The sequence below is a fragment of the Streptomyces sp. NPDC001904 genome (assembly GCF_040297005.1).
Classification (GTDB): Bacteria; Actinomycetota; Actinomycetes; order Streptomycetales; family Streptomycetaceae; genus Streptomyces.
Window position 1 is genome coordinate 386,520 of record NZ_JBEOYI010000003.1, and the last position, 23,086, is coordinate 409,605.

22 protein-coding genes are annotated in these 23,086 nt (G+C 71.7%); 9 read left to right on the top strand and 13 right to left on the bottom strand.

Going from position 1 to position 23,086, the window contains the following annotated elements; translation table 11 throughout:
• The first annotated feature begins 332 nt into the window (after positions 1–332).
• From ABT127_RS06490 to ABT127_RS06510, 5 genes are all read left to right on the top strand, one after another.
• Positions 333–1,628: an MFS transporter gene (locus tag ABT127_RS06490; RefSeq protein ID WP_351445189.1), complete on the top strand. Its 1,296-nt coding sequence runs from the start codon at positions 333–335 to the stop codon at positions 1,626–1,628.
• Positions 1,625–3,430: a S9 family peptidase gene (locus ABT127_RS06495; RefSeq protein ID WP_351445191.1), complete on the top strand. Its 1,806-nt coding sequence runs from the start codon at positions 1,625–1,627 to the stop codon at positions 3,428–3,430. Before ABT127_RS06490 ends, ABT127_RS06495 begins: the two co-directional genes overlap by 4 nt.
• 16 nt (positions 3,431–3,446) lie before the next feature.
• Positions 3,447–3,575: a hypothetical protein gene (locus ABT127_RS06500; RefSeq protein ID WP_256359348.1), complete on the top strand. Its 129-nt coding sequence runs from the start codon at positions 3,447–3,449 to the stop codon at positions 3,573–3,575.
• A gap of 66 nt (positions 3,576–3,641) precedes the next feature.
• On the top strand, positions 3,642–5,594 hold the full coding sequence (locus ABT127_RS06505) for a RiPP maturation radical SAM C-methyltransferase (protein WP_351445193.1): 1,953 nt from the start codon (positions 3,642–3,644) through the stop codon (positions 5,592–5,594).
• A 32-nt stretch (positions 5,595–5,626) separates the two neighbouring features.
• Positions 5,627–6,280, top strand: a complete 654-nt coding sequence (locus tag ABT127_RS06510; protein WP_351445195.1) for a DUF5825 family protein — start codon at positions 5,627–5,629, stop codon at positions 6,278–6,280.
• A 79-nt stretch (positions 6,281–6,359) separates the two neighbouring features.
• Here ABT127_RS06510 and ABT127_RS06515 read toward each other — a convergent pair whose 3' ends face one another.
• The 4 genes from ABT127_RS06515 to ABT127_RS06530 all read right to left on the bottom strand — a co-directional run bounded on the left by ABT127_RS06515 (position 6,360) and on the right by ABT127_RS06530 (position 10,071).
• Positions 6,360–7,082, bottom strand: a complete 723-nt coding sequence (locus ABT127_RS06515) for an SDR family oxidoreductase (RefSeq protein WP_351445197.1) — start codon at positions 7,080–7,082, stop codon at positions 6,360–6,362.
• Positions 7,083–7,173: 91 nt separating this feature from the next.
• Positions 7,174–7,578, bottom strand: a complete 405-nt coding sequence (locus ABT127_RS06520) for an ankyrin repeat domain-containing protein (protein WP_351445199.1) — start codon at positions 7,576–7,578, stop codon at positions 7,174–7,176.
• A 45-nt stretch (positions 7,579–7,623) separates the two neighbouring features.
• The gene (locus tag ABT127_RS06525) at positions 7,624–9,087 is read right to left on the bottom strand and encodes a catalase (RefSeq protein WP_351445201.1); all 1,464 of its coding nucleotides are present in this window, start codon (positions 9,085–9,087) and stop codon (positions 7,624–7,626) included.
• A 156-nt stretch (positions 9,088–9,243) separates the two neighbouring features.
• Complete coding sequence (locus ABT127_RS06530) at positions 9,244–10,071, bottom strand: alpha/beta fold hydrolase (protein WP_351445203.1); 828 nt, start codon at positions 10,069–10,071, stop codon at positions 9,244–9,246.
• 275 nt (positions 10,072–10,346) lie between these two features.
• On the opposite strand from ABT127_RS06530, the gene msrA reads away from it, so the two are divergent.
• Both msrA and ABT127_RS06540 read left to right on the top strand, forming a co-directional pair.
• Positions 10,347–10,871 (top strand): peptide-methionine (S)-S-oxide reductase MsrA, encoded by a 525-nt coding sequence (gene msrA, locus ABT127_RS06535; protein ID WP_351445205.1) that lies wholly within the window; start codon positions 10,347–10,349, stop codon positions 10,869–10,871.
• On the top strand, positions 10,868–11,311 hold the full coding sequence (locus ABT127_RS06540) for a DUF5709 domain-containing protein (protein WP_351445207.1): 444 nt from the start codon (positions 10,868–10,870) through the stop codon (positions 11,309–11,311). Before msrA ends, ABT127_RS06540 begins: the two co-directional genes overlap by 4 nt.
• Before the next feature lie 40 nt (positions 11,312–11,351).
• Here the strand turns inward: ABT127_RS06540 and ABT127_RS06545 are convergent, their stop codons facing one another.
• The 7 genes from ABT127_RS06545 to ABT127_RS06575 form a co-directional block, all read right to left on the bottom strand.
• The gene (locus ABT127_RS06545; protein WP_351445209.1) at positions 11,352–11,936 is read right to left on the bottom strand and encodes a sugar kinase; all 585 of its coding nucleotides are present in this window, start codon (positions 11,934–11,936) and stop codon (positions 11,352–11,354) included.
• Between the two features lie 37 nt (positions 11,937–11,973).
• The gene (locus ABT127_RS06550) at positions 11,974–13,128 is read right to left on the bottom strand and encodes an ROK family glucokinase (protein ID WP_351445211.1); all 1,155 of its coding nucleotides are present in this window, start codon (positions 13,126–13,128) and stop codon (positions 11,974–11,976) included.
• Positions 13,129–13,249: 121 nt separating this feature from the next.
• Positions 13,250–14,092, bottom strand: coding sequence for an ATP-binding cassette domain-containing protein (locus ABT127_RS06555; RefSeq protein WP_351445213.1), 843 nt, complete (start codon positions 14,090–14,092; stop codon positions 13,250–13,252).
• On the bottom strand, positions 14,089–15,144 hold the full coding sequence (locus ABT127_RS06560) for an ABC transporter permease (RefSeq protein ID WP_351445215.1): 1,056 nt from the start codon (positions 15,142–15,144) through the stop codon (positions 14,089–14,091). The genes ABT127_RS06555 and ABT127_RS06560 overlap by 4 nt, the downstream gene beginning before the upstream one ends.
• The gene (locus ABT127_RS06565; protein WP_351445217.1) at positions 15,141–16,145 is read right to left on the bottom strand and encodes a sugar ABC transporter substrate-binding protein; all 1,005 of its coding nucleotides are present in this window, start codon (positions 16,143–16,145) and stop codon (positions 15,141–15,143) included. The genes ABT127_RS06560 and ABT127_RS06565 overlap by 4 nt, the downstream gene beginning before the upstream one ends.
• A 149-nt stretch (positions 16,146–16,294) precedes the next feature.
• Positions 16,295–17,293 carry a sugar ABC transporter substrate-binding protein gene (locus ABT127_RS06570; RefSeq protein ID WP_351445219.1) on the bottom strand — a complete coding sequence of 333 codons (999 nt, stop codon included), beginning with the start codon at positions 17,291–17,293 and terminating at the stop codon, positions 16,295–16,297.
• Positions 17,294–17,423: 130 nt separating this feature from the next.
• Positions 17,424–18,188, bottom strand: coding sequence for a GntR family transcriptional regulator (locus ABT127_RS06575; protein ID WP_351445221.1), 765 nt, complete (start codon positions 18,186–18,188; stop codon positions 17,424–17,426).
• 149 nt (positions 18,189–18,337) lie between these two features.
• On the opposite strand from ABT127_RS06575, the gene ABT127_RS06580 reads away from it, so the two are divergent.
• Positions 18,338–19,345 carry a Gfo/Idh/MocA family protein gene (locus ABT127_RS06580; RefSeq protein ID WP_351445223.1) on the top strand — a complete coding sequence of 336 codons (1,008 nt, stop codon included), beginning with the start codon at positions 18,338–18,340 and terminating at the stop codon, positions 19,343–19,345.
• A gap of 141 nt (positions 19,346–19,486) precedes the next feature.
• Positions 19,487–20,515 (top strand): AF_0692 family protein, encoded by a 1,029-nt coding sequence (locus ABT127_RS06585; RefSeq protein ID WP_351445225.1) that lies wholly within the window; start codon positions 19,487–19,489, stop codon positions 20,513–20,515.
• A 111-nt stretch (positions 20,516–20,626) separates the two neighbouring features.
• Here ABT127_RS06585 and ABT127_RS06590 read toward each other — a convergent pair whose 3' ends face one another.
• Positions 20,627–21,820 carry a cytochrome P450 family protein gene (locus ABT127_RS06590; protein WP_351445227.1) on the bottom strand — a complete coding sequence of 398 codons (1,194 nt, stop codon included), beginning with the start codon at positions 21,818–21,820 and terminating at the stop codon, positions 20,627–20,629.
• Between the two features lie 26 nt (positions 21,821–21,846).
• Positions 21,847–23,076, bottom strand: coding sequence for an ROK family transcriptional regulator (locus ABT127_RS06595; RefSeq protein WP_351445229.1), 1,230 nt, complete (start codon positions 23,074–23,076; stop codon positions 21,847–21,849).
• Between the last annotated feature and the right edge of the window lie 10 nt (positions 23,077–23,086).

The window sequence follows — 23,086 nt, forward strand, 5'->3', positions numbered from 1 at the left end:
TCCTCACCGTCGACGCTCCTTCGGGCCGGGCCGGACGGTGGAGGAATCGGCACCCGTCCGTTCATCCGGGCCTCCCCGGCCCGTCAGGAAGTCCAGGGAATGCGATACCTCTCTTGTCACATCCGTTACTCCCACCTCAATAGCACCAGCATTCACAGAAAAAGTTGACCGGCCCTTTAGCCACTTTGAAGAATGCGGCCGATCATGCGCACCCCGCGCTTTCCGGCCAGCCACGGCGCAGTCTTGTAGGCCGTTCGTTTCGCTGGCTACGATCCCGCTCGTTTCGCTTTCTACACATCCTGCACAACTACTTCGGCTTGTGAGGAACGTGCGTGGAGTCGTTCACCCAGGCGGGAGCGCCGGACCGGCGCGGTGAGTTAGCGCGGCCCCGGCTGTTCCGGGGTCGCCGCTCCGCCTCCGGTTCCGCCCGCCCGCCGCGGAAGGCGACTGACCGGGACTTCCGCCTCTTCTGGTGGGCCAACGCCGCCGACGCGCTCGGCACCCAGGCGTCGGGGGTCGTCCTCCCGCTGCTCCTGCTGAGCCTCGGCCACTCCCCGCAGACCGCCGGGCTCGTCGCCGGGCTCTCGGTCGGTTCCGGCCTGCTCCTCGGGCCGCTCGCCGCCGTGCCCGCCGACCGCGGAGCCCGCAAGACCATCATGTTCTGGTCCGCGCTCGTCGCCGCCCTCGCCATGGGGTCCGTCGCCCTCGCCCTGTTCCTGGGCCGGCTCACCCTGGCGCACCTGCTGGCCGCCGTTGCGGTGGAACGTTTCTGCACCGCCTGTCACGACGCCGCGTCGCGCGGCACCGTCGTCCTCCTGTGCCCGCCCGACGGCCAGCCCCGCGCCGTGGCACGCCTCGCCGCGGCCGATCAGGGCGCCCTCGTGGTCGGCCCCGTTCTCGGCGGCGCCGCCTACCAACTCCTGCGCGCCCTGCCCTTCCTGGCCGACGCCCTGTCCTACGCCTTCGCGGCCCTGTGCGTCCGCGCGATGCGCACGGACCTGAAGGCCTCGGCGGCGCACTCCGGCGACGGACTGCTGCGCGAGGCCGCCGCCGGGCTGCGCCTGGTGCGCGGCCACCCTCTGCTGCGTCTCGTCCTCGTCTGGATCGCACTGGTCAACGGAGTCGCCGTGACGCTGTACTACTGCACCCTCTTCGCCCTGGAACGGTCGGACAGCGGTGCGCTCCCGATCGGCCTCGTCCTCGCCGTGACCGGCGCCGCGGGACTCGCCGGATCCCTCGCCGCGCCCCGGGCGGCGGTCCGCCTCGGTGCCGCCCGCGTCCTCGTCGCGGCGACCTGGCTGCTGGTCCCGCTCACCGCCGCCCTCGCCCTCGCCGACGGGCCCTGGTCCTACGGGATCCTGCTCGGCGCACTCAGCCTCCTCATACCGCTGCCCGCGATCGTGCTGCAGTCCCGCGCCCTGCTCGCCACCCGGCCCGAACTCCAGGCCAGGGCGGGCGCCGTGCTCGCGACCGTCTCCGGCACCGCCGCGGCGCTCGCCCCCGCCCTCGCCGGTCTGCTGACCGACGGGGCGGCCGCGGCCGCGCCCGCCCTGGGCTGCGCCGCCCTGCTCACCCTGCTCGCCCTGCACACGACACGGCGTGCCGGACTGGTCGGGGCGGCCGCGTGAGCCGCTTCCAGGTCTACCGCGCCCAGCTGCCGGAGGTGTGCCCCACCGACGCGCTCCGCATGGTGTTCACCGCCGACGCCGAGGGCCGCTGCGAGGTCTTCACCTGGGACGCCGCCGCCCGCCGGGCCCGGCAGGTCACCGACCGGCCCCGGGGCACCCTGCACGGCGCGATCGACGCCGACGCCCACGTGTGGTGGTTCGCCGAGGACGCCCACGGCCGGGGCCACTGGCGGTTCCAGCCCTTCGACGGCGGCCCCGACGGGCCCGGCCTGACCGGGGCACCCGACGGCACCGCCCGCGGTCTCGCCGTCACCGCCACGGGCACCGTGGCCGTCGGCATCGGCCTGCCCGCCCGCACCGAGCTGCACATCGGGACGCGCGGCGGCCCGGCTCGCGAGGTGACCGGCGTCGACGGCCCCGCCTCCCTCGCGGGACTGGCCCCCCGGGGCGACCTGCTGGCCCTCGCCCGCGCCGCCGGCTCACCCCGCGCCGTCACCCTGCTCACACCCGACGGCACGGAGACCGCCGTCCTGCCCGGCGACGGTCCGCACGGCAGGCTGTGGAGCCTCGGCTTCAGCCCCGCCGCCGACGCCCCCGCCACCCTGCTCCTCGCCCGCGAGCAGGAGGACCGCTACGTCCTCGCCACCTGGACGGCCGCGACCGGAGTCGTCACCCACGAGTGGAGCGCCCTGGACACCCAGTTCACCGCCCGCTGGTACCCTGACGGCGGCGGCGTCCTGGTCCGCCAGGACCGCCACGGCCGCTCGCTGCTGCACCGCGCCGACCTCGTCCGGCGCACCCTCGACCGCGTCCCCACCCCTGCCGGGGCCCTCCTCGACGCGGCCCCCCGCCCGGGCGGCGACCTGCACACGCTGTGGACCGACACCACCCACCCGCCCCGCATGGTCTCCACCGCCGGCACCGCGCTGCCGCCGCTCGGCACCGTCGAGGGGCACGTCCCAGCGATCCAACGCGACGTGCACACCCCCGGACCCGACGGGCCCGTGCACACCCTGCTCAGCCTCCCCGAGGACCGGCCCGGCCCGCACCCCGCCGTGTTCCTCGTCCACGGCGGCCCCGCCGACCACGACCGCGACGCCTACGACGGAACCGTGCACTCCCTCGTCGCCTCCGGCTTCGCCGTCGCCCGGGTCAACTACCGCGGCTCCACCGGTTACGGCCCCCGCTGGCAGCGCGCCTACCGGAACGGCGTCGGCCACACCCAGGTCGACGACCTCGCCGCCGTGCACGCGGACCTCACCCGGCGCCGCCTGATCCGCCCCGACGCCACCGGCCTGTGGGGCACCTCCTGGGGCGGCTACCTCGTCCTCCTCGCCCTCGGCACCCGGCCGGGACTGTGGCGGGCCGGCATCGCCGTGAAGCCCGTGGCCGACTACGCCGCCGCGCACGCCGCCGCCACGCCCGCCGTGCGCGCCCTGGACGAGCGGCTGTTCGGCGGCACCCCCCGGCAGGTGCCGCACGCCTACGCCCACAGCTCGCCGATCCGCTACGCCCACCGCGTCCGTGACCCGCTCCTGGTCGTCGCCGCCGCCCACGACGCCAAGTGCCCCCCGGAGCAGATCCGTTCCTACCTCGCCGCCCTCGCCGCGACCGGCGCCGACCACGAGGCCCTGTGGCTCGACACCGGACACGACGGCTACGACGGCGCCGACCACGTCCACGTACTGCGCCGCTCGGTGCACTTCCTCGACCAGCGGCTGCGCGGCACCACCCGCACCACCCCACCCAGACGCCCCGCCGCACCAGGAGCGGGGTCAACGCACCATCCCGTAGATCACTGACACGAAGGAGAAGCCCATGCAGAAGGACGTCATCCACAACGACCCGCTGGCCGAGGACGAGACGAACCGCAAGCCGAGCGTCGGCATCACGGTCACCGTCCCGTTCCGCAACGCCGAGGACGGCGACGACACCGTCGAGGACTAGTCCTCCACCGGCCGGTCCCGCAGCCCGGGGCCGGCCGGCCCTTACCACCGTCAGGAGGAACCGCCCATGCGCGTACTGCTGGTCAACATGCCCTGGTCACCGATCGACCTGCCGTCGCTGGCACTGGGCATTCTCAAGAGGAGCGTCGACGAGCGGGTGCCCGGCGCGAGCGCCGAGGTCCTGCACGCCAACCTCATGTTCACGGACTGGATCACCGAACGCACCGAGTTCACCGGTGACGACTACGAGTACTACGCCCTGTCCTCGTACTTCATGGGCTGCGGCGACTGGGTCTTCTCCTCCGCGCTGTACGCCGATCCGGACTGGCGCGCGGACGAGTTCACCCGCACGATGACCGGGAAGCTCAAGTCCGCCCGCATGAGGATGACCCACGAACTGCACCGCATCGCGCCCGAGTTCGTCGAGATGATCGCCCGGCGCATCGTCGAGAGCGCCCCGGACGTCGTCGGTTTCACCTCGACGTTCCAGCAGAACACCGCCGCGCTCGCCGCCGCCCGCCGTGTCAAGGAACTCGCCCCGCACATCGTCACGGTCATGGGCGGCGCCAACTGCGACGGCGAACAGGGCGCCACCGTGCACCGCAACTTCCCCTTCGTGGACCACGTCGTGCGCGGCGAGGGCGAGGCCGCCTTCCCCGAACTCCTCACCGCGCTGACCGAGGGCGGGGACCTGGACACCATCACCGGCCTGTGCCACCGCGACGCGGACGGCCGCAGCGTCGCCAACCCCATGGCCACACGGCCGCTGCCGCCCGCCGCGATCCTGCCGCCCGACTACAGCGGCTACTTCGAACGCCTCGCCTCCTCGGTCGCCCGCAACTGGGTCGAGCCGAAACTGGTGGTCGAGGGCGCGCGCGGCTGCTGGTGGGGCGAGAAGCACCACTGCACGTTCTGCGGGCTCAACGGCTCCTTCATGGAGTTCCGCTCCAAGAGCCCCGACACCTTCTACGACGAGATCATGGAACTGGCCCGCCGCCACCGGGTCCTGGACATGTACGTCGTCGACAACATCCTCGACATGCGCTACCTCACCACCGTGCTGCCCCGCATCATCGAGAGCGGCTACGACCTGCGCCTGCACATCGAGATCAAGGCCAACATGAAGCGCAGCCAGCTGCGCACCCTCGCCGACGCCGGGCTCATCTACGTCCAGCCCGGCATCGAGAGCCTCAACAGCCGGGTCCTGGACCTGATGGACAAGGGCGTCAGCGGCTGCCAGAACGTCCGGATGCTCCGCGACGGCGCCGAGACCGGCCTCTCCGTCGCCTGGAACTACCTGCACGGCTTTCCCGGGGAGAGCGCCGAGGACTACGACCCCGTCATCGCGCAGCTCCCCGCGCTCGAACACCTCGACCCGCCGGTCGACCTCTCGGCCCGCATCGCCATCGAACGCTTCAGCCCCTACTTCGAGCGGCCCGAACTGGGCTTCACCGGGCTGCGCCCCGAGGCCCACTACCGCTTCACCTACGACCTGCCCGAGGAAGAGCTCTACGGCATGGCGTACGTCTTCGAAGCGCCCGCCCGCGGCATCGCCGAGCCCACCGTCGGCGCCCTCAACTCGGCGCTCGCCGAATGGAAGAAGCACCACACCGACGCCCGCCTCACCCACGACGACCACGGCGACCGCATCGTCCTGGTGAGCCGCCGCCGCGCCTTCACCTGGCGCGCCATGGAGCTGACCGACCCCTTCGAGCTGGCCGTCTTCCGCCTCCTCGACCAGCCCCACGCCGTCCAGGCCCTCACCCGCAAGGCCGCCGGCCGCCTGCCCGACGCCGCCTGCGACGAGGCCCGCGTCCAGGCCCTGCTCGACTCCTGGCTCGCCCTCGGCATCGTCTTCACCGACGGCGGCCAGTACGTCCACATCGCCCCGGCGGCCGTCAACGAGGACCTGCTGCGCCTGGACTTCATGCGGCACGCGCACACCGTCGTGCCCGAGCCGTCCGGCCCGCAGGACGCCCTCGACGCCCGGGACGGTGCCGCCGTCCCCGAACCGGCCTGACCCCGCCCCGACGCGACCGGAGGAGACCGCACATGACCACCACCCTCACCACGCCCACCGTCCTGGCCTGGCGCGACTACGACCCTGACGCGTGCGCCCTGCCGGGCATGTCCCTGGGCGAGGTGCCGCTGCCCGGACCGGCCCGCGGCCAGGCCGAACGCCTGTGGAAGCTCGGCGCACGCCGGGTGCGCCTGCCCGCCCCCGTCGACCTCACGGACGGCGCCGATCCGGCGGCGGCCCTGTACGGCCTGTCCCTGGTCCGCGACCTGACGGCACGGGCCGTGATGGTCGAGTGGGAGCTGCGCCTCGACCCGGGGGCGGCGGATACCTGGCGGCGGCTCAACCATCTCCAGCCGCCCACCGCCCTGCACGGGCCCGACGACGCCGAGGACTCCCTGCGCACCTGGCGGCGCGGCCACTACCTGTGCAAGTGCCTGTGGCGCCAGGGCCCCGGCTTCATCCAGATACGCGACCGCCGCTGGGGAGAGCTGCGCCGCTTCACCGCCGACGAACCCGGCTACGACACGGCGATCGACCGGCTGGACTACGGCGCTCCGCGCGCCGACGTCCCCGCCGACGTCCTCGACGAGTTCCGGTCCGAGCAACTCGTCCTCGAAGTGGGGACGTTCGCGTGGTGGGTGCCGTACCGGGTCAGCCGCTGGCTCCAGCAGTCGATCGCCATCTGACCGGTCGATGAGGGGCAGGGCGGGCCGTCGGCCCGCCCTGCCCCGTGTCCACGTCCCGATCCCGCACGGCAGAGGTGGATCAGGTCTCCTGGCCGGTGGAGGCGAGGACGATCTCCCGGACGGTCACGTTCTGGGGCTGGCGATAGGCGTACCGGATGGACTCCGCCACGACCTGGGGGTCCAGCGCCCCGCCGGCGGACTCCTTCCACGCCTCGTAGTCCGTCCTGATCTGTTCGTTGCTGGTGTGGGAGAGCAGTTCGGTCTCCACGGCGCCCGGCGCGATGGTCACGACCCTGATCCCGGCCGATGCCACCTCCGCCCGCAGGCTCTCGGACAAGGCGTGCACCGCGAACTTCGTCGCGCAGTAGGCGGTGTGGTCGGGGAAGGTCTTGCGGCCGGCGATGGAGCTGATGTTGATGATCGTCCCGCCGCGGCGGGCGAGCATGCCGGGGAGCACGGCACGCACGCCGTACAGCACTCCCTTGATGTTGAGGTCGATCATCCGGTCCCACTCCTCGACCGGCTGATCAGCCATGTGCCCCAGCAGCATGGCGCCCGCGTTGTTGACGATCGCGTCGGCGGGCCCGAACTCCTGCTCCGCCTCGGCCACCGCCTGCTCCACCTGGGCGCGCTCGGTGACATCGACCTTTCGGCACAGGGCCCGCGGCAGATCCAGAGCCTCCAGCCGCTCCGTTCGCCGGGCGATCAGGAGCAGCGGGTGACCGTCGGCCGACAGCAGCCGGGCGGTGGCCGCGCCGATCCCGGAGCTGGCACCGGTGAGAACGATCAGGGGTTTGGACATGGCCGGTCCTCACAGGAGCAGGTGAGCAGTACACATCGTCTCGATTCACCACAACACGCTTGAGCGACTCGCGCACCGCGAGCCGCGTTCCTCACCGGTTTCCGCCGGGCGCCCCGTCGAGGAGATGCGTGCGCCCGAACACGCCGGCCGCCGCGCGGGCCGTCGGGGTGCCGGTGTCGAGGTCCGCGCCGGCGGCCAGGAGGGCGGTGACCACCTCGTCCTCGCCCTTGAACAGGGCGCCCGCGAGCGGGCTCTGGCCGCGGGCGTTGGTCCGGTCCGGGTCCGCGCCCCGCGCCAGCAGGGCCCGGACCGTGTCGGCGTGGCCGTGGTAGGCGGCCAGCATCACGAGGGTGTTGCCGGCCGGGTCCGTCACGTCCGCGGGCAGGCCGTGCTCCAGGAACTCGACGAGCCGGCCGGTGTCCCCCACGCGCGCGAGGTCCATGGCGATGTCCACGACGCGTGCCGTCTGCTCCGCCGTCAGCGCGGCGCTGTTCATCGGTCTCCGCTCACTGGTCCACGTGCATCGGTCCGGGCGGGCGGTTCAGAGCCGGCCCTCGGCCAGCGCCTGGATCGCCTTCCGGACGCCCTCGCCGTAGGCGGGATCGGCCTGGGCGCAGTTGCCGATGTGCCGCTCGACGGTCTGCGGGGACGCTCCGTCGATCGCGCGGGCCGTGTTGGCGAAGAGCGCCTGCTGCTGCTCGGGGGTCATGAGACGGAACAGGTTGCCGGGCTGCTCGAAGTAGTTGTCGTCGTCCGCCCGGAAGTCGAACCGGTCGGCGACCGAGCCCACGGCCTGCTGCGGCTCCCGGTACGCGGGCTGCTCCTGCCAGCGTCCGTAGGCGTTGGGCTCGATGCTCGGCGTGGCGCCCTGGTTGCCGTCGACGCGCAACTGGCCGTCGCGGTGGAAGGAGTTCGCCGGGTTCTTCGGGGCGTTGACCGGGATCTGGTGGTGGTTCACACCGAGGCGGTAGCGCTGGGCGTCGCCGTAGGAGAACAGCCGGCCCTGGAGCATCTTGTCGGGGGAGAAACCGATGCCGGGCACCACGTTGGCCGGGTTGAAGGCGGCCTGCTCCACGTCCGCGAAGTAGTTCTCCGGGTTGCGGTTCAGCTCCCACTCGCCGACCTCGATCAGCGGGTAGTCCTTCTTCGACCAGACCTTGGTGAGGTCGAAGGGGTGGAAGCGGTAGTGCTCCGCGTCGGCCTCCGGCATGACCTGGATGTACAGCTTCCACTTCGGGAAGTCGCCGGTCTCGACGGCGTCGAACAGGTCCCGCTGGTGCGACTCGCGGTCCTTGCCGACCAGCGCCTCCGCCTCGGCGTCGGTGAGGTTCTCGATGCCCTGCTGGGTGCGGTGGTGGAACTTCACCCAGAACCGCTCGCCGTCGGCGTTGACCAGGCTGTACGTGTGCGAGCCGAAGCCGTGCATGTGCCGGTAGGAGGCGGGGATGCCACGGTCCGACATCACGATGGTGACCTGGTGCAGCGCCTCGGGCAGGTTGGTCCAGAAGTCCCAGTTGTTCTCGGCGTCGCGCAGGTTCGTGCGCGGGTCGCGCTTCACCGCGTGGTTGAGGTCGGGGAACTTCAGCGCGTCCCGGAAGAAGAAGACCGGGGTGTTGTTGCCGACCAGGTCCCAGACGCCCTCGTCCGTGTAGAACTTCAGGGCGAAGCCGCGGATGTCGCGCTCGGCGTCGGCGGCGCCCCGCTCACCGGCGACGGTCGAGAACCGCGCGAACATCTCCGTCTTCTTGCCGACCTCGGAGAAGACCTTCGCGGAGGTGTAGCGGGTGATGTCCTGCGTGATCGTGAGCGTGCCGAAGGCGCCCGAGCCCTTGGCGTGCATCCGGCGCTCCGGGATGACCTCGCGGTCGAAGTGGGCCAGCTTCTCCAGGAACCAGACGTCCTGGAGGAGCATCGGGCCGCGCGCGCCGGCGGTCAGGGAGTTCTGGTTGTCGGGTACCGGTGCGCCGGCGACCGTGGTCAGCGGCTTCTGGTTGTTCTCGGGCAAGGCTCGCTCTCCGCTCCTCGTGGCTGTCACGGCAGGTGTGACCACGCGGCGGCATCCGCGTGTGCACCTGCATGGATGACCTCCGGCCCCGGTTTCGAAACCGGGGCCGGACCCGCCCGATCGATCATGGACGCGGAGTGCCCGGTCTCCGGGACGTCACTTCTTGAGGAAGTCCAGCAGGTCCTGGTTGAACTTCTGCTTGTCGCCCGGGACGAGCGCGATGCCGTGCGAGCCGCCCTCGTAGACCTTGAGCGTCGCGTCCGGGATGATCTCGGCGGACTTGCGGCCGGTGGCGTCGATCGGGACGACCTGGTCGTCGTCGCCGTGCACGATCAGGGTCGGCACGTCGAACTTCTTGAGGTCGTCGGTGAAGTCGGTGGCCGCGAAGGCGTCCACGCAGGCGACGCCGCCCTGGATGGTCTCCTGCATGGCCATGTACCAGAAGGCGTCCTTGTTGCCCTGGGTGACCTTGTTGCCCTCGCGGTTGGCGCTGAAGAAGCCGACCGCGGTGTCCTTCCAGAACTGGGAGCGCTCATTGACGATGCCGGCCTTGATGTCGTCGAACACGCCCTGCGGCACGCCCTCGGGGTTGTCCGGGCCCTGGAGCATCAGGGGCGGGATCGCCGACAGCAGGACGGCGGAGCGGATCCGGGAGGTGCCGTGGCGGCCGATGTAGCGGGACAGCTCGCCGCCGCCCATCGAGTGCGCGACCAGCGTGACGTCGTTCAGGTCGAGGCCGGTGATGAGGTCGTGGAGGTCGTCGGCGAACGTGTCCCAGTCGTAGCCGTCCCACACCGGGGTGGAGCGGCCGTGGCCGCGGCGGTCGTGGGCGATGCCCCGGTATCCGGCGTCGGCGACCGCCTTCAGCTGGTCCTGCCAGGCGTCGCCGTTGAGCGGCCAGCCATGGATGAACACCACGGGCCGCCCCTGGCCCCAGTCCTTGTAGAAGATGTCCACGCCGTCGCGAGTGGTGCAGATGGGCATGATCGTTCTCCGTCGTCGGGAGGAAGGCCGAGCGTGTGCTCGGGCGGGGCGGCAGAGCGCACGTCCCCGGAGGTCCGGCCGGCGCGGAACGCGCGCGGCCGACCCCATCCATCCTGAACGCCCGCGCCGAACTCGCAACGCGAGCCGCCGACGGCCGCCGAGTTGCGACGGACAGGGGCTCCGCGAGGATGAAAAGGGCCGGTCGTACTGTTCAGACAACAGTGGGTGGAGCGCCGCCACGGGCGACTCCACGAGCCTTTGAGAAGGAGCTTTTCATGCCGGGCGCGACGGACAAGGCAGTACTCGCGGGTGGCTGTTTCTGGGGGATGGAGGACCTGATCCGGAAGTTGCCGGGGGTGCTCTCGACGCGCGTCGGCTACACCGGCGGCGACACCCCGAACGCCACGTACCGCAACCACGGCGACCACGCCGAGGCGATCGAGATCGTCTACGACCCGGCGCGGACCACCTACCGGGACCTCCTGGAGTTCTTCTTCCAGATCCACGACCCCAGCACGAAGGACCGCCAGGGCAACGACCTCGGGCGCAGCTACCGCTCGGCGATCTACTACGCCGACGACGCGCAGCGCCAGGTCGCCCTGGACACCATCGCGGACGTGGACGCCAGCGGGCTGTGGCCCGGCAAGGTCGTCACCGAGGTGGAGCCGCTGGGCGACTTCTGGGAGGCCGAGCCGGAGCACCAGGACTACCTGGAGCGCTACCCCGACGGCTACACCTGCCACTTCCCGCGGCCGAACTGGAAGCTGCCCAAGCGGACCGAGGCGGGGAGCACGTCATGAGCGAGAACGACGCCTTCGCCGACGACGTCTACCAGCCGGACGGCTCCGAGGTGCAGGACGACGAAGGGCTGCTCGACGCGGCGGACACCCTCCTGGAGGGGGTCGAGGACCCGCTGGACGAGGGGTACTCGCCGCCCGAGCGGTTCGAGGGCCACTACGAGAACGGCATCGAGCCCGAGAGCCTGGACGAACGGCTCGCGGAGGAGGTGCCGGACGTCGCGCCGCTCCCGGGCGACGGGCTCGGTGACGCCGACGACACCGACGGCGAACTGCTCGACTCCGAGGTCGGCGACGCCAGGTCGGGGCGGCTCGTCGCCGAGGAGATGGACCTGGACGGCGCCGCCGAGGAGTCGCTGACGGCAGCCGACGCCGGTCTGGACGGCGCCGGGGCCTCCGCCGAGGAGGCCGCCGTGCACATCGTCGACGACGAGACCGGCTGAGCGGCACGGGCCGTCCGCACGGACGGGCGGCCCGGCCGGGTCAGGGCTCGGTGGTCGAGACGACGAAGACCATCGGATGGTCCGGGTTCGACAGGTTCACCACGATGCTCTGCGTCGGCATCGGGTCCCGCTGGCTGTGGATCAGGCCGTACCAGGGGCCGGGTCCGGTGAAGTCCCACCCGGCGACGTTCCGGTCGCGGGCGCCGATCGTGACGTCGCCCTTCTCCAGGTCGTCGACGGTGTACTCCTCGTCGACGCCCTTGAGGAACGTGTCGAGCCCGCCCCTGCTGGTGAGGAACTGCGTGTACAGGCGGCTGACCTTGTAGTTGTTCGTCTCGTAGTAGGCGACGTTGCGCGAGTAGTGCGGGATCGGCGTCTCGTACAGCCGCCGCTGCACCTTCGAGGGCCAGCCGATGGTCAGGCCGGTCGCCGAGTACTTCGCCTCCTTGTCCTTGCCGCTGTCCCGGCTCTGGTTCGCGGAGATCACCAGGTATCCGGCGGGGATGCCGATGAGCAGCACGATGATCAGGAGGGTGAGCGCGCGGCGGCGGATCACGTGGCCGCGCGGCTCCTCCGGCGGGCACGTCTCCTCGTACGGGGACGGAGGCTGGCGGGGCACGGTCATGGCTGGCTTTCCTGTCACTGTTCTGCGGCCCGGCGCTCTACTGGGGGCCCTCGGCGCCCGACGCGGTGTCGCGGGCCTGGGCGTAGCGCTCGTACCGTTCGTAGCGCTCGACGCGGCGGCGCTTGGCGCGGCGGAACCGGCGGGCGACGAGGCGGGCCAGGTCGGCGGCGCCCACCATGCCGGCCTCGGGGCCGAGCTGGGCGCGTGCGATACGGGCCTCGGGGCGGTAGCCGCGGCCGGTCAGCTGGCGCTTGAAGGCGTCGCGGGCCGGGGCGATGAGCAGGTCGTCGGCGGCGCTGACGCCACCGCCGATCACGAAGCACGACGGGTCGAGGGCGGCCGCGAGATTGGCGATGCCCACGCCGAGCCACTGGCCGATGTCCTGGAGCAGTTCGACGCACATGGCGTCGCCCTCGCGGGCCAGCTCGGTGATGAGCGGGCCGCTGATCTCCGGCACGTTGCCCTGGACCCGCTCGATGATGTTGTACGCGACCGGGGAGTCGGCCGCCGCGAGTTCGCGGGCCTCTCTGACCAGGGCGTTTCCCGAGCTGTACTGCTCCCAGCAGCCGCGGTTGCCGCACGGGCAGCGATGACCGCCGGGCACGACCTGCATGTGGCCGAACTCGCCGGCGACGCCGAACTTGCCGCGCTTGACCTGGCCGTCCTCCAGGATCGCGCCGCCGATGCCGGTGCCGAGGGTGATCATGACGAGGTGGTCCTCGCCGCGTCCGGCGCCGAACCGCCACTCCGCCCAGGCGGCCGTGTTCGCGTCGTTGTCGACCAGCACGGGGACCGCGAGGCGGCCCGCGAGGCGGTCGCGCAGGGGTTCGTTGCGCCAGGACAGGTGCGGGGCGAACAGGACGCGGTTGCGGTCCGCGTCGACCCAGCCGGCCGCGCCGATGCCCACCGCGTGCACGTCGTGCCGGTCGGACAGGTCCAGGACCAGCTCACAGATCGTGTCCTCGACGACCTTCGGGCTCTTCGACTTGTCCGGGGTCTCCGTGCGCAGCGTCTCCAGGATGGTGCCGTCCGCGTCGACGACACCCGCCATCACCTTGGTGCCGCCGATGTCGATGCCCACGGTGGGGACGCGGGGGGCGGTCAGGTGCGAGCGGCGTTCCCTGGTGCCGACCGTCCGCAGGACGGTGGCCCGTGCGCTGCCACGGTGTGCGAGGTCGCGGTAGGTGCTCATTGCGGCGATTCTGCCTCACGTCCCGGGTCCGTCGCATGCCGGGTTTGCGGTGTCGCGGGCCGTCCTGCACGTGCGGCCCGGTGGGTGGCGACGCACCCGCGGACGACGATCCGGCGTCGGACTACTTCTCGGCGCCGTCAGCCGAATGCCCGCCCAGGTGCGTCGGCACAGGCGCCCGCTCCAGCTCATGGCGGAGATCATCCAGCTCGCTGCCGCCGGCCATCTGCCGGGTCAGCTCGTCGAGGGTGATCTCGTCGCGGGTGTGGCTGCCGAACATGCCACCCCGCTTGAGCAGGATGAACCGGTCACCCACCAGGTACGCGTGGTGCGGGTTGTGGGTGATCAGGACCACGCCGAGCCCCGCGTCCCGCGCCGCGGCCACGTACTTGAGCACGACTCCGGACTGCTTCACGCCGAGCGCCGCCGTGGGCTCGTCGAGCACGAGGACCTTGGCGCCGAAGTACACGGCCCGGGCGATCGCGACGCACTGGCGCTCACCGCCGGACAGCGTGCCGATGGGCTGGTCGACGTCGCGCAGGTCGATGCCCATGCGCGCCAGTTCCTCGTGCGTGGTGCGGCGCATGAGGTCGACGTCCATGCGCTTGAACGGGGCGGTGCCCTTCGTCGGCTCCGAGCCGAGGAAGAAGTTGCGCCACACCGGCATCAGCGGCACGACCGCCAGGTCCTGGTAGACGGTGGCGATGCCGTGGTCCAGGGCCTCGCGCGGGTTGGCGAACTTCGTCGGCTCGCCGTCGACGGAGAAGGTGCCCGCGTCGTGCTGGTGCAGCCCCGCGATGATCTTGATGAGGGTGGACTTGCCGGCGCCGTTGTCGCCGAGGACGCAGGAGATCTCCCCCGCGTTCACGACGAGCGAGACGTCCTCCAGGGCCCGGATGTTGCCGTAGTACTTGCTGACGCCGTTCAGCTCTACGAGAGGAGTGGTCTCCACGAGAGGAGTGGTCATTTGCTCGCCTCCGCGCGCTTGCGGACCCAGTGGTTGAGGAGGGTCGCGAGGAGCAGCATCGCCCCGAGGAAGAACTTGAACCAGTCCGAGTTCCACTCGGCGAACACGATGCCCTTGCTGGTCATGCCGAAGATCAGCGCGCCGATGGCCGCGCCGACCGCGGAACCGTATCCGCCGGTGATCAGACAGCCGCCGATGACGGCCGCGACGATGTAGATCAGCTCGTTGCCCACGCCCTCGCCGGACTGCACGACGTCGTAGGAGAAGAGCAGGTGCTGGCCGGAGATCCAGGCGCCGAACGCGACGCCCATGTAGAGGCCGACCTTCGTCTTGTTGACCGGGACGCCGACGGCCCGGGCGGCGTCCACGTCGCCGCCGACCGCGAAGATCCAGTTGCCGACGCGGGTGCGGAGCAGGATCCAGGTCGCGACCAGGACCAGGAGCAGCCACCAGAGGATCGTGATCTTGAAGTCGACGCCGCCGATGGTGAGCGTCGAGGCGAAGACGTCCTTGCCGGACGTGAAGCCCTGCATGTCGGCGATCGACTTGGTCGACACGGTGCCGCTGATCAGCTTGGTGAAGCCCAGGTTCATGCCCGTGAGCATCAGGAAGGTGCCGAGCGTGATGATGAAGCTGGGCAGCTTGGTGCGGGTCAGCATGATGCCGTTGAAGGCGCCGATGGCGAGGGTGACGAGGAGCGAGACCCCGACACCGACCCAGGTGTTCGCCGTCATCTGGTAGCTGAACATCGACGAGACCAGCGCCGACGACGTCACGAGGACGCCCGCCGACAGGTCGAACTCGCCGCCGATCATCAGCAGCGCGACCGGCACCGCCATGATGCCGAGCACGGAGGCCGCGTAGAGGACGGTCGCCAGGCTGGTCGCCCGCAGGAAGCTGTCCGCGGCGACCGCGAAGAAGACGAAGACGGCGATCGCGCCGACGACCGACCCCAGCTCGGGACGGCCCAGCAGCTTCTTCCAGGGCGAGGTCTTCAGGAGCCGTTCGTCGAGCTGCGGCTCGGGCTGTTTCTCCGGAGCTGTGGTGGTCATCGCGTCCCCCTCTTCGCGTACTCCGCCAGCTTCGCGGCCTGCTCCTTGGTGACGATCTGCGGGCCCGTGAGCACCGGCTTGCCGCCGCCGAGCGTGTCGGCGTTGTACTTGTACAGCCACAGCAGGTCCACGGCCTCGTAGCCCTGGAGGTAGGGCTGCTGGTCGACGGCGAAGCCGAGACTGCCGTCCTGGAGGCCCTGGGCCACCTTCTCATTCAGGTCGAACGTGTCGACCTCGGCCTTGCTGCCCGCGTCCTGCCCGGCCTTGACGGCGGTGGCGGCGAACGGCGCGCCGAGCGTGACGACCGAGTCGATGGACTTGTCGGCCTGGAGCTTGGCCTCGATGGAGGACTGCACGTCGGGCATGTTGGTGCCGTCGACGTAGAGGTTGGTCATCTTCCCGTCGAAGGTCGACTCGGCGCCCGCGCAGCGCTGCTCGTGGCCGACGTTGCCCTGCTCGTGCAGGACGCACAGGGCCTTCTTCTTGCCCCGCTTGTTCAGCTCGTCGCCGACGGCCTCGCCCGCGATCGTCTCGTCCTGCCCGATGTGGGTGAGGGCGCCGAACTTCTTGGAATCGGCGGAGCCCGAGTTCACGGTGATGACCGGGATGCCGGCCTTCTGGGCGCGGGCCACGGCCGCCTTCATGGCGTCGGGCTTGGCGAGCGTGACGATGATGCCGTCGACCTTCTTGTCGACGGCGGCGTCCACGAGCTGCGCCTGCTGGTTGCCCTCGTCACTGTGCGAGTAGAGGAAGTTGATGTTGTCCTTGACGGCCGCCTGCTTGGCGCCGTTCTGGACGATGTCCCAGAAGGTGTCCCCGTCGCCCGAATGGGTGATCATGGAGAAGGTCCACCTGGGGGTGTTCACCGCGGCCTTCCCCTGAGCCTGCTGGGCTTTCCTGGCGTCTTCCGCCCGCTTGCCGCCCGTGCTGCTGCATCCCGTCAGTGCGAGGCCGAGAGCCCCCGCAACCGCGATGCTCACCCAGGTCCGAAACCGTGCCACGAGGCCGTGCCCTTCTTGGTCTGCTGCGTTGTACACCGGGACCGGGCGCGCCCGACGGCGGCCGATCCCAGAGGGCCGTTTACCGGTCCATGGGGACCTCTTTGCGGTCCCAAACGCACAAGTATGGGTCACGGGGATCATCCATCGATTCACCGGGTACCGCGCGCGGTGTACTTCTCCAGTTTCGGCACGTCCTTCCCGGTGACAAGTGCGGGGCCGGTGAGGACCGACCGACCGCCTCCGAGAACGTTCGCGTTGTACTTGTACAGCCACAGCAGGTCGACGGCCTCGTAGCCCTGGAGGTAGGGCTGCTGGTCGACGGCGAAGGAGACCTCCTTGGCCTTCAGCCGCCGGACGACCTCGGCGTTCAGGTCGAAGGTGGCGATCTCGGCCTTGCTTCCCGCGTCCTGCTTCGCCTTCACCGTGCGCGCGGCGATGGGCGCGCCGAGCGCCACGACCGCGTCGATGGACGGGTCGGCCTGGAGCTTGGCCTCGATGGCGGCCTGGGAGTCGGGGGCGTTGGTCCCGTCGACGTTGAGGTTCTCGACCGTGCCCTTGAAGGTCTTCTTCACGCCGTCGCAGCGCTGCTCCAGGGAGACGTTGCCCTGCTCGTGGATGACGCACAGGGTCTTCTTGCGGCCCTCCTCGGTCAGCCTGGTGCCGACGGCCTCGCCGGCCACCGACTCCTCCTGGCCGATGTGGGCGAGCGCACCGAACTTCTCCGCGTACTCGGATCCCGAGTTGATCGACACGACCGGGATGCCGGCCGCCTTCGCCTTCGCCAGCACCGACTCCATGGCCTGCGGCTTGGCGAGCGTGACGACGATCCCGTCGACCTTCTTGTCGATCGCGGCCTGGACCAGCTGGGCCTGGCCCTGGGCCTCCTTGTCGTTCGAGTAGAGGAAGGTCACGTTGTCCTTCTCGGCCGCGGCCTTGGCGCCGCTGCGCACGATGTCCCAGAAGGTGTCGCCCTCGCCGGAGTGCGTGACCATCGCGATCTTGAGGCGGGGCGTGTCGACGGCCTTGCCGCCGCCTCCGCCGCCCCCGTCGTCCTCGGACTTCTTGCCGCCGGAACCGCTGCACCCGGCGGCGAGGGCGACCACCGCGACAAGGGCCGCGGCCGTACGGGCTGTACGCGTCGTGAGCATGGTGGAGCCACCTCTCCTCCGGCCGCCCGGTGCGGCTGGAGGAGTTTGTAGCGGGCTCCTACCGCAGCGTCAATGACTTTGTCAGAACATTAGGACTTCGTACGGGTATGAGCACTGCTCGGCGCAACTCCTAGGGGCGCACGAGGAGTTGGAACTCGAAGGAGTAGCGGGAGGCCCGGTAGATGTGGGAGGCGAACTCGACCGCGCGGCCCTTGTCGTCGAACGTCGTGCGCTGCATGGTCAGCAGCGGCGTCCCCTCCGGCTCGCCGAGCAGGTCGCCCTCGACGGCGGTGGCCGCCCGGGCGCCGACGGTCTGCCGGGCGCTGTGCAGGGTGATCCCGGCGGCCCGCATCAGCCGGTACAGGCCGGTGGACTCGAGGCGGGCGTCGTCGAGCGGCAGCAGGCCGGTGGGCAGGTGGTTGCACAGGTACGCGACCGGCTCGCCGTGGGCCAGGCGCAGCCGGTCGAAGCGGTGCACCTGCTCGCCCTCGCCGACCGTGAGCGCGGCGGCCACCTCCGCGGACGCGGGCACCAGGACATTGCCGAGGACCCGGGTCTCCGGGCGCTGACCCGCCGCCTCCAGGTCGTCGTAGAGGCTGCTCAGTTCGAGGGGGCGCTTGACCTGGCTGTGCACGACCTGCGTCCCCACGCCGCGGCGCCGCACCAGCAGTCCCTTGTCGACCAGCGACTGGATGGCCTGGCGGACCGTGGGACGGGACAGGCCGAGGCGGCCGGCCAGCTCGATCTCGTTGCCGAGCAGGCTGCCGGGGGTGAGCGCGCCGCGCTCGATCGCCGCCTCCAGCTGCTGGGACAGCTGGAAGTAGAGCGGGACCGGGCTGCCACGGTCGACGCTCAGCTCCAGCTGGACGGCGGGATCGGCTCCAGGTTTGGCCACGGGCCGAGCGTAGCGGCGGGAGATGTTGACGGGAAGTCCGGAAGTCCGGTTGTCCGGACAAAGAGGGGCGCACGTGCCGCACCCGCCCCACCGGGCTTTGTCAGGACAAAGGATTGACAGCATCTGGGCGGCACGGCACGTTGGGACGCATGCGCATCGGACTCATCGGTACGGGCCGGATCGGCACCTTTCACGCGGGCGTCCTCGAGCGGTACCGGGAGGTGGGTTCACTCCTCGTCACCGACGTGGCGCCGGAGCGGGCCGTCGCCCTCGCCGACCGGATCGGGGCGACGGCGGCGCCGAGCGTCGACGAGCTGTTCACCTGGGGCGTCGACGCGCTGGTCATCACCGCGGCGACGGCGGCGCACGCCGAGCTGATCGGGCGGGCGGCACGGGCCGGTCTGCCGGTCTTCTGCGAGAAGCCGATCGCGCTCGACCTGCCCGGGACGCTGGCCGCCCTCGCCGAGGTGGAGGCGGCCGGGACGGTGCTCCAGCTCGGCTTCCAGCGACGCTTCGACGCCGGTTACGCAAACGCCCGGGAGACCGTGCGGGCGGGCCGGCTCGGGCGGCTGCACACCGTACGGGCGATGACCTCCGACCCGGCGCCGCCGCCGGCCGCGTATCTGCCGCTGTCGGGCGGGCTGTACCGGGACTGCCTCGTGCACGACTTCGACGCGCTGCGCTGGGTGACCGGGCGGGAGGTCGTCGAGGTGTACGCGGCCGGGTCCGACGCGGGGCCCGCCATGTTCCGGGAGGCCGGTGACGTGGACACCGCGGCGGTCGTCCTCACGCTGGACGACGGCACCCTCGCCACCGCCACGGCCACGCGGTGCAACGGGGCCGGGTACGACGTGCGGATGGAGCTGTCCGGCGAGCGGGACACGGTCGTGGTCGGGCTCGACGACCGCACGCCCATCGCGTCGACCGAGCCGTCGGGGCCGCCTGCCGCGGACAAGCCCTGGCCGGGCTTCCTCGAGCGGTTCGCACCCGCGTACGAGGCGGAGCTGAAGGCGTTCGTGGATGTGGTGCGCGGGGCCCGGGACAATCCGTGCGACGGGTGGGAGGCGCTGGCCGCGCTCCGGGTGGCGGAGGCCTGTGAGGTGTCACGGCGCGAGCGGCGCGTGGTGCGGGTCGACGAGATCGCCGGGGGGCGGTGAGGGACTCCCGTGCCGGGTGCGCGTGGGTGGGTGGCTGGTCGCGCGGTTCCCCGCGCCCCTGACGCCCGGCGGGTACGAAAGTCGCAGGGCGCTGGACCTTCGGCCGATGTGGGTGCCGATCGGCCCGCCTAGCGTCGAAGCATGACCGGTCAACCCCTTCCCCGGCATCGGCTGCTGTTCGCGTTCGGGCTGTTCCTGCTGGCGCCGCTCGTCGGTGAGTTCCTGCTGGGGAACCAGCCGATCACCCAGCTGCCCGGGCTCGTGCTGTTCGCTCCCCTGTACGGCGGCGGCGCGCTGCTGATCCGGGAGGTCGCGCGGCGCGCCGGGCGCGGCTGGCCGACGATGATCGTGCTCGCGGCCGCGTACGCCCTGGTCGAGGAGGGGCCCGTCGACCAGATGCTGTGGAACCCGCACTACGGCGGCTTCGACATCGGGGCCGCCTACTCCGCGACCCACGTGCCGCTGCTCGGTACCAGCGTCCAGTTGCTCCAGGACGTCCTGGCGATGCACACCGTCTGGAGCATCTGCGTCCCGATCGCACTCGTGGAGACGTTCTGCCGGGACCGTACGCGACCGTGGCTGGGCGGCTTCGGGCTCACGACGACCGCGCTGGTGTTCGGGGCGGGCGCCGCCTTCCTGGGATACGCGCAGGCAGAGTCGGAGCACTTCGTCGCGTCGGCCGGGCAGTTCGCGGGGGCCGGGGCCGCGATCGCCGCGCTGATCGTGCTCGCCTTCGTCGTCGGGCGGCGGCCGGGGCCGCGCCGGGACGCGGACGCGCCCGCGCCGCTGACGGTGGGCGTCACGGCGTTCGCCGTGTCCGGCGCGTACTGGGCCCGCGACCTGCTGCCCGACGAAGCCGTGCCCGCCTGGGTGCTGGTCGGCGCGTGGTGCCTGCTCGCGGGCGGGGCCGTGGTGCTGTTCGGCCGCTGGGCGCGTGGCCGCGGCTGGGACGCCCGGCACCGGCTCGCACTGGGGGGCGGGGCGCTGCTCACCTATGCCTGGGTGGGCTTCGAGCACGGCTGGGAGATGGGGGTGCCGCACACCCTGAGCGTGTCCGGCAATGTCGTGTTCGCCTGCGGGGCGCTGCTGCTGCTCGCCCTCGCGGCCCGCACCCTGCGCCGGCGCGCGGTGGCGGAGCCGCACCACGGTGTCCCGGTGGCTACACGGTGAGCACCGTCCCCTGCGCCACCGCACACACCTCTCGCGCCCGGCATCGTCGATGGCGGTCGGGCCGGATGTCCGGCTCCAGGGGCACGGGCAGCGGTGCGCGTGGCACGGCCGCTACCAGCGCACCCGCAGTGTACGAACCCCGCGCATCAGCAGTCCCGGCAGCCAGCCGTCCGGTTCGCCGTCCAGGGCCAGGTCCGGGCAGCGGTCGAGGAGGGAGCGCAGGGCGATCCGGCCCTCCAGGCGGGCGAGCGGCGCGCCCAGGCAGAAGTGGATGCCGTGCCCGAAGGCGAGATGCCCGCGCGGCGCGCGGCGGATGTCGAAGCGGCCGGGGTCGGGGAAGCGGTCCGGGTCGCGGTCCGCGTCGCCGATCGCGATCAGGACGGGGTCGCCCGCGGGGATCACCCTGCCGCCGATCTCGATCGGCTCGGCCGCGAAGCGGTGGGTGGTCGTCTCGACCGGGCCGTCGTAGCGCAGCATCTCCTCCACGGCGCCGTCGAGGAGGGTCATGTCGGCGCGCAGCGCGGCGAGTTGGTCGGGGTGGCCGAGCAGGGCGCGGACGCCGTTGCCGATCAGATTGACCGTGGTCTCGTGGCCGGCCACGAGCAGCAGGAAGGCCATGCCGCGCAGCTCCGCCGGGGACAGCCGGTCGCCGTCCTCCGCCGTCGTGCGGATCAGCGCGCTCAGGAGGTCGTCGGCGGGCGCCGCGCAGCGCTTGTCCTCGATCAGCTCGTCCAGGAATCCGGCGATCTCGACGTGGGCGGCGTACGCCTCCTCGTCGGAGGTCGGCGCCACCACCTGCGTCGACATCCGGCGGAACCGGCCGCGGTCGATGTCGGGCACGCCGAGCAGCTCGCAGATGACGACGAGGGGAAGCGGGAAGGCGAGCGACGCGATCAGGTCGGCGGAGCCGCGCGGCACCATGTCGTCGAGCAGTTCGTCGGTGATCTTCTGGATGCGCGGGGCCAGCGCCGCCACCCGGCCGGGGGTGAACTCGCGGGTGACGAGCGAGCGCAGCCTGCCGTGCTCCGGCGGGTCGGCGAACAGCAGGTGCGGGCCGATGAGGTCGTCCGCCATGTCCCACGGCGGCGTCTTGACCAGGCGCGGATCGGTGAACGCGGCGCGCGCCGCCTGGTGCCCGACGATCAGCCACAGCTCCTCGGCCGGACCGGGGCCCGGCGTGCGCACGTGGTGGACCGGGCCACGGGCCCGCAGCTTCTCGTAGACGGGGTACGGGTCGGCGTAGAACCCCGCACGGCCGCCGTCCGCGCGCTCGTTGAACTCGTTCAGATCGACGATCTCACCCATGCCGCTCCCCTCCGGTCGACATCAGTTCAACTCGCGCCGCTCACGATCGGTTCCCGACGGGTGCCGCCCTTCTCCAGGAACCGGGCGAGCGGCAGCGTCGCCGCGCCGACGGTGACGGCGTCCGGGCCGAGCCGGCCCAGCTCCACGGTGGTCTGCGCGAAGGGATGCCGCAGGGCGTACGCGGCGGCGGCGCGGCGCACGGGTTCGATCAGGCGCGGGCCGAGCAGCAGGCCCGCCCAGCCGCCGACGACGATCCGCTCGGGGTTGAAGAGGTTCACGAGGTCGGCGATGCCCGCGCCGAGGAACTCGGCCGTCTCGTCCAGGACGCCATCGGCGGAGGGGTCTTCGAGGAGTTCGGCGAGCGCGCCCTCCTCGTCCGGGGACGACCAGCTGCCGCCGGTCTCCCGCCACCGTTCGAGCAGCGCCTCCGCGCCGACGTACGCCTCCAGGCAGCCGCGCGCGCCGCACCGGCACGCCCGCCCGCCGACCTGGAGCACGGTGTGGCCCCACTCCCCCGCGCTGGACGAGGAGCCCTGGTAGGGCACGCCGTCGGCGATGACGCAGGCGCCGACGCCGGAGCCGATGAGGGTGATCACGGCGTTGCGCGCGCCGCGGCCGGCGCCGAACCACATCTCGGCGCGGCCGAGCGTCTTGGCGCCGTTGTCGACGAACAGGGGCAGTTCGGCGAGGAGTTCGCCCTGTGCGCGCAGCATGGCCTCCAGCGGGACCGCGTCCCAGCCGATGGTCTGGCCGTGCACCACCGCGCCCTCGGCTCCCGAGGCGTCGACGATGCCGGGCACGCCGATCCCGACGCCGATGAGCGAGGCCGGGGCGGCGCCCGCCTCGGCGATGACCCGGGTCAGCCCGTCCGCGATGAGCGACACCACGCCCTCGGCGTCGTAGCGTCCGTCCGGCAGTGGCGCCTCCACGCGCGCGAGTTCCTTGAGGGAGAGGTCGAACAGCTCCACCCGGACCCGGGTCTCGCCGACGTCCACGCCCGCCAGGTGGCCGCTGCCGGGCGCGACCCGCAGCAGGGTGCGCGGGCGGCCGCCGTCGGAGTCCACGGACCCGGCCTCCTCGACCAGGCCCTCGGCGACCAGTTCGGAGACCACGTTGCTGATGGAGCCCGAGCTGAGGCCGGTCAGCGGGACCAGTTCCTGTCTGCTGAGAGGTCCCTCGAAGTAGAGCTTGCTCAGCACGGTCGCCCGGTTGTTGCGGCGCAGATCGCGCACCGTACGCCGACGTGGTCCTGGCATCCCTGGCTCC